The organism is Sphingobium sp. PNB (assembly GCF_019873065.1).
In the GTDB taxonomy this organism is placed as follows: Bacteria; Pseudomonadota; Alphaproteobacteria; order Sphingomonadales; family Sphingomonadaceae; genus Sphingobium; species Sphingobium fuliginis.
Genome location: NZ_JAINEZ010000061.1, coordinates 20,970 through 32,841, shown reverse-complemented (window position 1 = coordinate 32,841; position 11,872 = coordinate 20,970). Strand labels below are relative to the sequence as shown.

The following is an 11,872-nucleotide window of genomic DNA, read 5'->3' as shown; positions in this document are numbered from 1 at the left end:
CCCCTCCCGCCTGCGGGAGGGGGAATGTCCGCAATCCACCCAAAATCACCCAATCCGGCGAGTCTTGAATTTGTCCACGCCGGATAGCCGTTTCTCGACTTCGCTCGAAATGAACGGAGGTCGGGTGACTTTGGCGCCTGCGCAGGGCATGTCCTGACCATGTCCTCCGAATTTCCTGACCGCCCCTCCCTCATCGCCCAGGCTCGCGACAGCATCGCCAGAGGTTCAAAATCCTTCGCGCTCGCTTCCAGACTCTTCGACCGCTCCACCCGCGAACGGGCATGGCTGCTCTACGCCTGGTGCCGCAAATGCGACGACATCGCGGACGGGCAGGACCATGGCGGCACGATGCGCGGCGTCGCGGACGGTCAGGCGCGCCTCTCCACCATCCGCGTGCTGACCGGTTCGGCGCTTCAGGGCGAACCCACCGGAGACCCGGCCTTCGACGGCTTCGGCCTCGTCATGCGCGAATGCGCGATTCCGGAGCGCTACGCCCATGACCTGATCGAAGGCTTCGCCTTGGACGCACGCGAATGGCGCCCCCGCAGCGAGGCGGACATGCTGCGCTACTGCTACCATGTGGCGGGCACGGTCGGCTGCATGATGGCGATCCTGATGGGCGTCGATCCGGACGACGTAGCCACGCTCGACCGCGCCTGCGACCTGGGCCTTGCCTTCCAGCTTGCCAATATCGCCCGCGACATCAGCGAGGATGAGGCCGCCGACCGCTGCTACCTCCCGGAGGAATGGTTGGTCGAAATGGACATCCCGCCGGGCGAGCATATGAAGCCGTGGGTCCGCCCGCGCCTCGCCATCCTTGCCCATCGCATGGCCGGCATGGCCGCCGCCTATGAGGAAAGCGCCCGCCACGGCACCGGCGCCCTGCCGCCGCGATCCGCCTGGGCGGTCCTCGCCGCCGCCGGCATCTATGGCGACATCGCCCGAGAAGTGGCGCGCCGGGGCGACCATGCCTGGGACCATCGCGTCACCACGCCGAAAGGCGACAAGCTCCGCTGGGTCTTTCGCGCGGGCCTTCAGGTGCCGGGCCGCGCCCGCCGCTGGCCCGCCGGAACATCGCGGCCGGACATGCTCTGGACCCGCCCCCGGACCTGACAAAAAAGGGACCGATACTTGCGCATCGGTCCCAAGGCATGTTCGCAGGAGGAACAAGGTGGGGCGGGCGGGCCGTCCTTACCGGCCCGCCCTGCCAAACTTACGGGTTGTAGGCGCGCTCGCCATGTTCGCCGAGGTCGAGGCCTTCCAGTTCGACCTCCTTGCTGACGCGCAGGCCAGTGACCGCCTTGGCGATGAAGATGGCGATGGCGGTGCCGATCGACGCCCAGACGATGGTGGTCAGGACCGCTTCGATCTGGACGATCAGCTTGGCGCCCATGTCATAGTCCGCAGCGCCCGGACCGCCCAGCGAGGGCGAGTAGACGATGGCGGTGCCGATGGCGCCGATCATGCCGCCGATGCCGTGGATGCCGAAGGCGTCCAGCGAGTCGTCATAGCCGAGCTTCGGCTTGAGCACGGTGACGGCATAGAAGCAGACGATCGAAGCCACGGCGCCCAGGACGATCGCACCGAAGGGGCCGGAATTGCCGGCGGCCGGGGTGACGGCGACCAGACCGGCGATGATGCCCGAACAGAAGCCCAGGGCCGAACCCTTGTGGCCGTTGACGCGCTCGGCAAGCATCCAGAACAGACCGGCGGAGGCGGTGGCGACGAAGGTGTTGATCATCGCGAGAGCGGCCGAGCCATTGGCTTCCAGCGCCGAACCGGCGTTGAAGCCGAACCAGCCGACCCACAGCAGGCCGGTGCCGACACCGGTCAGCGTCAGGCTGTGCGGCGGCATCGGTTCCTTGGGGAAGCCCACGCGCTTGCCCAGAATGAGGCAGGCGACCAGCGCCGAGACGCCGGCGTTGATGTGGACCACGGTGCCGCCCGCGAAGTCCAGCGCGCCAGCCTTGAAGAACAGGCCGCTCGCTGCCCAGACCATGTGCGCGATCGGGAAGTAGACGATGGTCAGCCACACGATGGCGAACACCATCACGGCCGAGAATTTGATGCGCTCGACCACCGAACCCAGCACCAGCGCCACGGTGATCGCGGCAAAGGTCATCTGGAAGCTGACGAACACATATTCGGGGATTTCGACGCCTGCGGTGAAGGTCGCCGCCTGCGATGCGGGCGTGATGCCCTTCAGGAAGGCCTTGTCGAAGGTCGAGATGAAGTTGCTGAGGCCGCTGGTGTAATCCGGGCCGAACGCCATGGAATAGCCGTAGATCACCCAGATCAGCATGGCGAGGCAGGCCACGGCGCCGATCTGCGTCATGACCGACAGCATGTTCTTGGTGCGGACCAGGCCGCCATAGAACAGCGCCAGGCCGGGCAGGATCATCGCCAGCACCAGGACCGTGGAGGTCATCATCCAGGCCGTATCGCCCTTGTCGACGGTGGCCGCGGGCGCGGCGGCCTGTGCCCAGGCGGGCATCGCGGCGAACAGCGACAGGCCCATGGCCCCCGCGACGCCGCTAAGCTTCTTGGAAAAGGTCATTAATTCCCCCCTTACAGAGCGGTTTCGCCGGTTTCGCCGGTGCGGATGCGCACTGCCTGCTCGACATCGAGAACGAAGATCTTGCCATCGCCGATGGCGCCGGAATTGGCGGCGGCCTGGGTGGCTTCCACGACGCGCGGCGCGAGGTCGTCGTCGCAGACCACCTCGATCTTGATCTTCGGAACCATGTTGGTCGAATATTCGGCGCCGCGATAGATTTCGGTCTGCCCCTTCTGGCGGCCGAAGCCCTTCACTTCGCTCACCGTCATGCCGGCGATGCCGAGCGAGGAAAGTGCCTCGCGGACATCGTCAAGCTTGAACGGCTTGATGATAGCCATGACAAGTTTCATGTCGCCCCCTGTTACTGGTGTGCGACAAACTACTCAGCAAGAGGCGTGCCAATTCGTAAAAGGCGGGTTAATGCGGGCTTTTGATGCGGTGCGTCAAAACAGGGCGCTGAAAAAATGGGCAGCGTCAGGACGATGCTTAAAAATTAGGCACGGCCGTTGCCTATGATCAGGCCCTCCCTCAATTGGGATGAAGCCATCCGCCCAATCGTAACGAAGTCATCCCATTCGTCCGTCATGCTGAAACACATTCAGCATGACGGACGAATGGGGTAAAGCCTTACCAAGCCTTCACCAACTCCCACCTTCCTTCGCCGCTTCTTCCTCGCCCGGTCTGTTCGCGCGACCCAGCGTCGCATTACGATGCGGAAAGCGACCGAAGCGTTCAATCATCTCATAATGCTCTCGCGCAAAGGCCAGCGACTTCTCGTCGCCCGCTCCCTCGAACAGGCTGAGCGACAGTTTCTGGTCGTCCAGCGCCTCGCTGTGCTGGAAGGGCATGTAGAAGAACAGACGCCCCGCCCCGCCGATCTGGATGTCATAGCCATGGGCAACCGCACCGCGCGCCACTTCCCTGGCAAGAGGATCGGTCGAAAACGCCGCCGCCGATCCCCTGAACATGTTGCGCGGCAACTGGTCGAACAGCAACACCGCCGCCAGCGCGTCATCGGCCCGCTCCAGAAACTCTTCGGCGGGCAAATGGCGCTTTTCCTCCCATAATGCGCGGAAGCGCGCCTGACAGGCCCGGTCCAGCGCCGGATCATGGCTCCACCACCCCTGTTCCCCGATCCGGTTGAACCAGAAATCCAGCAGGGCAGCCGCCCAATCGGCGGTCACCGCATCATGGCTGTCGGTCAACATGTTCATGAAAGAGATAAAGACGCACTCTCACGGCTGGTTCCTCCGCCCGTGGCGTTGGTGCCTCAGGTCGCCGTGCCGCCCACGGTAAGGCCCTCCATCAGCAGGGTGGGCTGGCCCACGCCCGCCGGCACACTCTGCCCGGCCTTGCCGCACATGCCGATGCCTTCGTCCAGCGCCCAGTCATGGCCGATGCCGATCACCTTGGTCAGCGCCGTCGGCCCGTCACCGATCAGCGTCGCGCCCTTGATCGGCTCGCCCAGCCTGCCATTCTCGACCTTGTACGCCTCGGTGCAGGAGAAGACGAACTTGCCCGACACGATGTCGACCTGCCCGCCGCCGAAGCTTTTCGCGAAAATGCCCGACTTCATCCGGCTCAGCAGCTCTTCCGGATCGTCCTGTCCGCCCTTGATGAAGGTGTTGGTCATGCGCGGCATCGGCGCATGGGCATAGCTTTCGCGGCGGCCGTTGCCGGTGGGTTCGACGCCCATCAGCCGGGCGTTCAGCCGGTCCTGCATATAGCCCTTGAGGATGCCGTCCTCGATCAGCACATTTTCCTTCGTCGGCGTGCCCTCGTCATCGATGGAGAGCGAGCCGCGCCGGCTCATGATCGATCCGTCGTCGACCACCGTGACTCCCGGCGCGGCGACCCGCTGGCCCACGCGGCCGGAAAAGGCGCTGGTGCCCTTGCGGTTGAAGTCGCCCTCCAGGCCGTGCCCGATGGCTTCATGCACCAGCACGCCCGGCCAGCCCGGTCCCAGCAGCACGGTCATCTCGCCCGCGGGCGCGGCCACGGAACGCAGGTTGACGCGAGCCTGCGCCAGCGCCTCGTCAATGGCGCGGTTCCAGATGGCGGGTTCCATCACCTCATCGTAGAGATAGCGTCCGCCAATGCCGAACACGCCCGTCTCCCGGCGGCCATTCTCCTCCAGGATGACGGAGACGTTGAGCCGCACCAGCGGGCGGATGTCGGTCGCGGTAAAGCCGTCGGCGCGCACGATCTCGACCACCGACCAGCTTCCCGCCAGGCTCACCGACACCTGCGCGACGCGCGGATCGCGGGCGCGGGCGGCGGCGTCGATGGCGGCGCAGAGCGTCACCTTCTCGGCAAAGGGCACGATCTCCAGCGGATTGACGTCGGTATAGAGATGGCGGTTGGTGTGCTGCGGCGGCGGCGCGGGCTGCCCCTTGGCCGGATCGAGCAGCGTCAGCGTCTCGGCCGCCCGGCGGATCGCGGCTTCGCTGATGTCATTGGCATGGGCGAAACCGGTCATCTCGCCCGACACGCCGCGCAGGCCGAAGCCCGCATCGGTCGAATAATCGGCGGTCTTCAGCCGCCCGTCATCGAATCCGAAGCTCTCGCTCGCCCGATATTGCAGGTAGAGTTCGCCATCGTCGCAGCCTTTCAGCGCCTCGGCGGTCAGGCGGCGCGCGCCGTCGGGATCGAGGAGGCCGGGCCGGTAGAGCAGGCCGCGAGCGTCGGTGAACTGGGGAGCAGCTTCGGTCATGCCGTCCGATATAGGCGCGGCAGAGGCTAGAGCCAATCGACATTCAGCCCTGACGGCCTGCAAATGACGCTTTTCCGTGCTTCCGGTGCTCACCTACTTTGAGTAGGCTGCGCTCCGGGTCACGGAAAACCATCATTTTCGGCTCGTCATCATCTGAATGTCGATTGGCTCTAAGCCCAATTAAAAAGGCATTTCCGTCATTCCCGCCTTCGCGGGAATGACGATTTGAATGGGGTTGCCGTACTTAAAGGCTGGCGCCCGAAGGAATATCCGGCAGCCCGGCGATTTCCGGCGTATCCGCAACGCTGCCGGCCAGCACGAAGCGGCGGTCGCAATAGCCGCAGTCGATATAGCCATGCTCATCGATCTCAAGGAAGACGCGCGGATGGCCGAGCGCGGCGGGAATGTCGCCCGAACCGTCGCAGGAGACGCGGGACTTGGTGACTCGGATGATTTCAGGCGGCTGGATCATGGCCGCACCGATTAGCAGCGCTGGCGCTGCGCCGCAATATCCGTGGAGGCGGGGCTTACATCAGCAGCAATGGCGGCTTCTTTTTCGGGCAGGGCTTCTCCACGCCCAGGTCCACCGCCTTGGCCGGCGCTTCCCAATCCAGGCAATCGCGGGCGGCCGCCAGCGAAACCGGCGAAAACATCAGCAGGAAGGGGGCCACCGTTCCAGCGAGAAGAAGCGTGAGAGACATGATGCAAGTGCCTCACAAAAGCGTTCCGTTGCCGGAACCTTACGCCATTCCCCCGGCCGCGGGAACAGCTTTCTCGAAGAAGGGGGCATGGTGGGCGATGACGGGCTCGAACCGCCGACATTCTCGGTGTAAACGAGACGCTCTACCAACTGAGCTAATCGCCCGATGCCTGTCCTGATGCCAAGCGTCCGGTGCGCGCCTATCTACGGCAATCCGGGCGTCGGTCAAGCGGGGATGCGCACCGGTACGTCATGCGCAAAGGAAACGGCGGCTGGCGGTGAACCAGCGGGTCAGCGCCTCCGCCGTGTGGTCGGCCAGCGCGATGAAGACGCGGCGCCCGTCATGCGGATCGGCCTGCCTGTCGACAAAGCCCATCTCGGTCAGCGTCCTGATCCAGCGCAGCGCGGTGGTGGGCGGCACGGCCGATGCGATGCACAGGCTGGACACGGACACGCGCTCATGCTCCAGCCGCGCCGCCAGCAGGTCCAGCAGCATGTCCCAGGCCGGGTCAGCGAACAGATCGGCGGGCAGGAAATCGTCGCGCAATCGACGCGCCCGCAACAGGTCGCGCACCTGCGCCGCTTCCAGGGCCGCGGCATCGGCGGACTTGTCGGCGCTGCCGATCGGTTCCAGCGCCGGCATGCCGATATAGTCGCTCGGCTCGTCCGATATGCGGGGCCCCAGGTCGAAGGACGGCGTCGCATGGCGCGGGCGCAGCGTCAGCGCCTCCAGCGTGCGGGCGAGGCGGCTCACCTCGTCGCTCAACTGTTGCAGCCGCAGGCCTTCATTATCCCGGTTCGCCTCGTGCAGCGATCCGGACGGCCTCTGGCGGGCGGCCGCCAGAAGGGCGGCGGCCAGATCCGTATGCCCCGGCCGGCAAAGCAATTGCGTCCGCTCGCTGCGCAGGCAGGCATAGGCAAGATCGACGGTTCCCAGATCGGCCACCAATATGACCGGCATGTCGTTCTGCAGGGCCAAGGTCTCGATCTGCACCAGCAGCCGCTCGATCATCGGATCGGGCGTCGGGCAGAAGCACAGGATGATGTCGCAGCCGATCTGCACGTCCAGCCGGGTCGACGCCTGGTCCAGCGGCACCGTGCCCAGCAGCCGAAGGCCCGCCGCCTGGCTCAGCATCGCGGCGTCGTCCAGATAGATGTCGTCGGCCAGGATCAGCAGGCCCGGCCGCTCGTCCCGCGCGCCGAAGGGTTGGTCCAGGGATGCGCCGAAACCGATCTCATCATGATCCAAACCCACGCCGAAAATCTCCATCCTGTTTGTTCGAGCTTATCGCAACGCCGTCGTTACGCAGCCAAACCATTCTCCATTATGGAGATAATGCCGCCCATCGCGTTCAGGGAGCGCCCTGTAAACGGCTCTTTTCCAGCCTCACCGTAACGGACCGCCAAAATGGAGCCTCGATCCCCGCCGAAATGGCGGGAATGGCGGCATTCCCTTAGTTCATCCGAAATGGATCAAGTTTTGCGCGTTCTTTTGCTCAAACCGCCTTTTGCTCAGACAGCGGTGCGCCGGGCAAAGTCGATATAGAGCGTGCGCAGCCGCATCGCGAGCGGGCCGGGCTTGCCGTCCCCGATGGCCCGGCCGTCGATCCGCACCACCGACTGGCAGAGCGTCGACGCGCTGGTGATGAAGGCTTCCTTCGCCGCCAACGCTTCCGCAACGGTGAAGGGGCGGCGGACGATGGCGATGCCGCTTTCCTCCGCCAGCGCGGTCAGCGCCGCGCCGGTGCAGCCCGCCAGCACCGCCTGACTATAGGGCCGGGTGACGATGCCCTCCTCCGTCACGATGAAGGCGGTGGACGAAGCCCCCTCCGTGACAAAGCCGTCCTCGACCATCCAGGCCTCCTGCGCGCCTGCTTCGGCGGCGGCGCGCTTGGCCATGGCCTGGGCGAGCAGGCCGACGCTCTTGATGTCGCGCCGCGCCCAGCGCAGGTCGAGCATGGTCGCGACCGCGATCCCGTTGCGCACGGCGGGCACGTCGAGGAAAGGCTTGGCCTGGACGAACATGACCAGCGTGGGCTGGATGCCGGGCGAGGGCAGGAAATCGCGGGTCGCATCGGCGCCGCGCGTGATCTGGAGATAGACCAGCCCCTCGGCCAGCGCATTGCGCGCCACAAGTTCCTTCTGCGCCGCCTCGATCTCCTCGAGGGAGAGGGGCAGGGCGATGCCGATCGCTTGGGTGGACCGCTCCAGCCGGGCGAGATGGGACGCGCTGTCGACCAGCTTGCCGTCGATCACCGCCGCGACCTCATAAATGCCGTCCGCGAACAGGAAACCGCGATCCAGCACGGAGACCTGGGCTTGTTCCAGCGGCAGGAAGCGGCCGTTCAGATAGGCGATGGACATGGGATGACGATGAAATCCTTGAGGGAAGAGGGGGTCGATGTTGCCGCTTGTGTCGGCCGGGTCAAGCTTATGAGCGGATTTGTACCCTCTCCCCTTCCCCTTCGTCATGCTGAAGCAAGTTCAGCGTGACGAAGGGGAAGGGGAGCTCTCCGCGTCTAAACCCGCGCTAAGCCGCCTGCCCGCGCAACGCCTTCTGCCGCCGCCGCTGCACCGATGACCCGATCCCCATCGCCTCGCGATACTTGGCGACGGTGCGGCGGGCGATGTCCATGCCCTTGGCGCGCAGCAGGTCGACCAGCGTGTCGTCGGACAATATGGCGTCTGCCGTCTCCGCCGCGATCAGCGCCTTGATGTGGCTCTTGACCGCTTCGGCCGACACCGCGCCGTCGCCGCCCGCCGCAGAAACGCCGCTGGTGAAGAAATATTTGAGCTCATAAAGCCCACGCGGGCAGGACAGATATTTGTTCGACGTCACCCGGCTGACGGTCGATTCATGCATCTGGATCGCATCCGCCACGGCCTTCAGCGTCAGCGGCTTCAGATGCTCCACGCCCTTGCGGAAGAAATCCTCCTGCTGGCGGACGATCTCGCTCGCGACCTTGATGATGGTTTTCTGCCGCTGGTCGAGCGCCTTGACCAGCCAGTTGGCGCTGGCGAGGCAGTCGGCCAACCAGGCCTTGGACGTCTTGTCCTGCGGACTGGACGCCAGCTCGACATAATAGGTCCGGTTGATCAGCACGCGGGGCAGGGTGGCGCTGTTGACCTCGATCGCCCAGCCCTCCCGCGTCGGCCGCACGAACAGGTCGGGCGTCACCGGCGCGGCGCTCTCGGTGGAGAAACGCAGGCCGGGCTTGGGGTCATAGCCGCGCAGCTCGCGGATCATGTCCGCCATATCCTCCTCATCCACGCCGCAGATCCGGCGCAACTGGGGCAGGGCACCCTTGGCGAGCAAGTCGAGATTGGCGATCAGCTTCGCCATGCAGGGATCGTAGCGATCGACCTCCTTGGCCTGCAACGCCAGGCATTCCGCCAGCGACCGCGCACCCACTCCGGTCGGATCGAAGCCCTGGATCACCGCCAGCACCTGCTCGACCTGAAAGAGCGGCACGCCCATGCCATGGGCGGTCTCCAGCAGATTGGCCTCCAGATAGCCGGCCTCATCAATCTGCCCGATCAATTGCGCGGCGATCATCAGGTCCATGCCCGACAGCGCGCTGCGGGCCTGATCCATCAGATGTTCCTGAAGGCCCTGCTCCGGATTGGCGAAACTGTCGAAATCGGGCGCCTCGCCGCTGCCGCCGGACAGCAGGTCCATGCCGCCGGAGCCAATGGCCGCCGTCGCCATCCGGTCGCCTGGCCCATCGTCGATGAAGGTCTCCGCGCCATAGTCGACGTCCAGCGGCGAATCCGCGCCGCCCAGGCCCTGGCCGATCAACTGGTCGGCATCGCCGGTCTCGGCGCGCAGGTCATGCTGTTCCGCCGCCCGGTCCACGCCGTCTGCGGGCGGCGCGAAATCATCCGCTCCGCCGGATTCCAATAACGGGTTCTTTTCCAGTTCGCCCGCGACGAACGCCTCGATCTCCAGATTGGACAGCGCCAGCAGCTTGATCGCCTGCTGAAGCTGCGGCGTCATCACCAGCGACTGGCTCTGCCGCAGGTCGAGACGGGGCGCGAGCGCCATCAGCCTTCCCCCTCGCCGCCGTCAGGAAGGACCCGCCCGCCGCCCATGTCAGAGCGAGAAATTCTCGCCCAGATAGAGCCGACGCACATCGGCATTGGCGACCAGCTCCGTCGGGCTGCCCGCGAACAGCACCTTGCCGTCATAAATGATGCAGGCGCGGTCCACGATCTCCAGCGTCTCACGGACATTATGGTCGGTGATGAGGACGCCGATGCCGCGCGTCTTCAACTGCTTCACCAGGTCCCGAATATCCGCGATGGACAGCGGATCGATGCCCGCGAACGGCTCGTCCAGCAGCACGATCGACGGATTGGCCGCCAAGGCGCGGGCGATCTCGCACCGCCGCCGCTCGCCGCCCGACAGCGCCATGGCGGAGGAATCGCGCAGCCGGGTCAGGCCGAATTCCTCCAGCAACTGTTCCAGCCGCGCCTGCCGCGCCGCCCTGTCCGGTTCCGCCAGTTCCAGCACCGCGCCGATATTCTGCGCCACGGTCAGGCCCCGGAAGATCGATGTTTCCTGCGGCAGATAGCCCAGCCCCAATATCGACCGGCGGTACATGGGCAGGCCGGTGATGTCCTGCCCGTCCAGCACGATGCGGCCATGGTCCGGCCGCACCAGCCCCATCACCGAATAGAAGCAGGTCGTCTTGCCCGCGCCATTGGGGCCGAGCAGGCCGACCACCTCGCCCTTGCCGACGGTCAGCGACACATCGGCCAGCACGACGCGCTTGTCATAGCTTTTGGCGATGGAGATGACGGACAGGCCTTCTCCCACTTCCTGCGGGGGAAGGGGCGATGCCGGGGCTGAGCGGTCCTGCATCATCACGTCGTCCATCACGTCATCCTTGCTGCCGCATGCTTCTTGCGGGTTGAATCCATGACCCGTGCGGCAATTGGCAAGCTTTGTGCATGGGATCGCCGCCGGGGCAAGGGGAAAATGGTTCCATGCGCCTTTTAGGGCTGTGAAAGGCCGCAAGATTGGGACTGGCGGTGGCGCTTTCAATGACGATGGCGGGAAGCATCCTCGGTTGGCGAGCGCGCCCGGCCAGATTTTCCAACCAGCCAACCATATGCCGCCCGCATACGCATCGCTGCGTCCCCGAACTTGGCGATGATGGGACTATTGGATCTCAAGGAAAATGGTGCGGTCGAGAAGACTCGAACTTCCACGGCCTTTCGGCCACAACGACCTCAACGTTGCGCGTCTACCAATTCCGCCACGACCGCACATTTTCCGGGAACCGGCGGGGCCGGTGCCTTGGTAGGAGGCGGCCCTTAGCAAAGGCTTTTTCCTCATGCAACAACCGATCTTCATTTGCGTTGTTTTGGTCGGAGAAAGTCAGGGGCGGGTGAAGGATAGAGGAAGGGTTGCCCCATGTCCGCGCGTTTCTGGTTGTTTTCATGTGCATGTGCCGGGGGAGCGCTGACCGGCGGCTTCGGTCTGGGCCTGTACGCCACGACACAACCCAGGCCTGGAACCGAAACCTCCTTGCCGCAGGCGGTCAGTCCCGACGGGACCGGTTACGACATGGGGTCGGCCGATCTGACCGGCCCCGCCATCGTTCGCTGCGACGGCTGCGGTCCGACGCTTGCGGACAGGCAGATGGCGGCCGACATGGCTGGATGGGACGGGATGAACGATCCTGTGGTGCGCGATTATGCGGCGCAGGGGGATGAGATGGCGCCTGATCATGCCGAGCCGCCCCAGACCGTCCGAACGTTGCCGGCCTCCATCGAAAGATTCGCCAATGGCGAGAGCGAAGGCAGTTTCCAGCAGGTCCGGATCGCGCAGGCGCCCGAAAGCAGAACGTCCGCCGAGGAAGCACCGGCGGACGCTGCCCTGTCTTACTGAACCGGC

12 protein-coding genes and 2 tRNA genes are annotated in these 11,872 nt (G+C 65.2%); 2 read left to right on the top strand and 12 right to left on the bottom strand.

The features are described from left to right. Positions 1-159: 159 nt before the first annotated feature. Positions 160-1,113 (top strand): phytoene/squalene synthase family protein, encoded by a 954-nt coding sequence (locus tag K7W03_RS18565; protein ID WP_222887014.1) that lies wholly within the window; start codon positions 160-162, stop codon positions 1,111-1,113. A gap of 100 nt (positions 1,114-1,213) precedes the next feature. Here K7W03_RS18565 and K7W03_RS18560 read toward each other — a convergent pair whose 3' ends face one another. The 12 genes from K7W03_RS18560 to K7W03_RS18505 all read right to left on the bottom strand — a co-directional run bounded on the left by K7W03_RS18560 (position 1,214) and on the right by K7W03_RS18505 (position 11,241). Beyond that, entirely contained in the window at positions 1,214-2,557 is a 1,344-nt protein-coding gene (locus K7W03_RS18560) for an ammonium transporter (protein ID WP_061939579.1), read from the bottom strand. A gap of 11 nt (positions 2,558-2,568) precedes the next feature. After that, positions 2,569-2,907, bottom strand: coding sequence for a P-II family nitrogen regulator (locus K7W03_RS18555; protein WP_013847864.1), 339 nt, complete (start codon positions 2,905-2,907; stop codon positions 2,569-2,571). A gap of 288 nt (positions 2,908-3,195) precedes the next feature. Beyond that, on the bottom strand, positions 3,196-3,771 hold the full coding sequence (locus K7W03_RS18550; RefSeq protein ID WP_025549955.1) for a DUF924 family protein: 576 nt from the start codon (positions 3,769-3,771) through the stop codon (positions 3,196-3,198). A 56-nt stretch (positions 3,772-3,827) separates the two neighbouring features. Further along, complete coding sequence (gene tldD / locus K7W03_RS18545) at positions 3,828-5,270, bottom strand: metalloprotease TldD (RefSeq protein WP_140042836.1); 1,443 nt, start codon at positions 5,268-5,270, stop codon at positions 3,828-3,830. A gap of 244 nt (positions 5,271-5,514) precedes the next feature. Further along, positions 5,515-5,742 carry a zinc-finger domain-containing protein gene (locus K7W03_RS18540; RefSeq protein ID WP_025549953.1) on the bottom strand — a complete coding sequence of 76 codons (228 nt, stop codon included), beginning with the start codon at positions 5,740-5,742 and terminating at the stop codon, positions 5,515-5,517. A 55-nt stretch (positions 5,743-5,797) separates the two neighbouring features. Next, a complete protein-coding gene (locus K7W03_RS18535; protein WP_165363344.1) occupies positions 5,798-5,971 on the bottom strand; it encodes a hypothetical protein in 174 nt (57 codons plus the stop codon). A gap of 88 nt (positions 5,972-6,059) precedes the next feature. Beyond that, positions 6,060-6,135, bottom strand: a tRNA-Val gene (locus K7W03_RS18530). Positions 6,136-6,220: 85 nt separating this feature from the next. After that, a complete protein-coding gene (locus tag K7W03_RS18525; protein ID WP_170825632.1) occupies positions 6,221-7,225 on the bottom strand; it encodes a winged helix DNA-binding protein in 1,005 nt (334 codons plus the stop codon). Positions 7,226-7,482: 257 nt separating this feature from the next. After that, entirely contained in the window at positions 7,483-8,334 is an 852-nt protein-coding gene (locus K7W03_RS18520) for a D-amino-acid transaminase (protein ID WP_222887013.1), read from the bottom strand. Positions 8,335-8,500: 166 nt separating this feature from the next. Then, complete coding sequence (gene rpoN / locus K7W03_RS18515) at positions 8,501-10,015, bottom strand: RNA polymerase factor sigma-54 (protein ID WP_222887012.1); 1,515 nt, start codon at positions 10,013-10,015, stop codon at positions 8,501-8,503. 48 nt (positions 10,016-10,063) lie between these two features. Then, the gene (gene lptB / locus K7W03_RS18510; protein ID WP_025549950.1) at positions 10,064-10,849 is read right to left on the bottom strand and encodes an LPS export ABC transporter ATP-binding protein; all 786 of its coding nucleotides are present in this window, start codon (positions 10,847-10,849) and stop codon (positions 10,064-10,066) included. A gap of 305 nt (positions 10,850-11,154) precedes the next feature. Beyond that, positions 11,155-11,241: transfer RNA gene (locus tag K7W03_RS18505), tRNA-Leu, on the bottom strand. A 148-nt stretch (positions 11,242-11,389) separates the two neighbouring features. Here K7W03_RS18505 and K7W03_RS18500 point away from each other — a divergent pair. Further along, complete coding sequence (locus K7W03_RS18500; RefSeq protein ID WP_222887011.1) at positions 11,390-11,866, top strand: hypothetical protein; 477 nt, start codon at positions 11,390-11,392, stop codon at positions 11,864-11,866. Positions 11,867-11,872 lie beyond the last annotated feature (6 nt).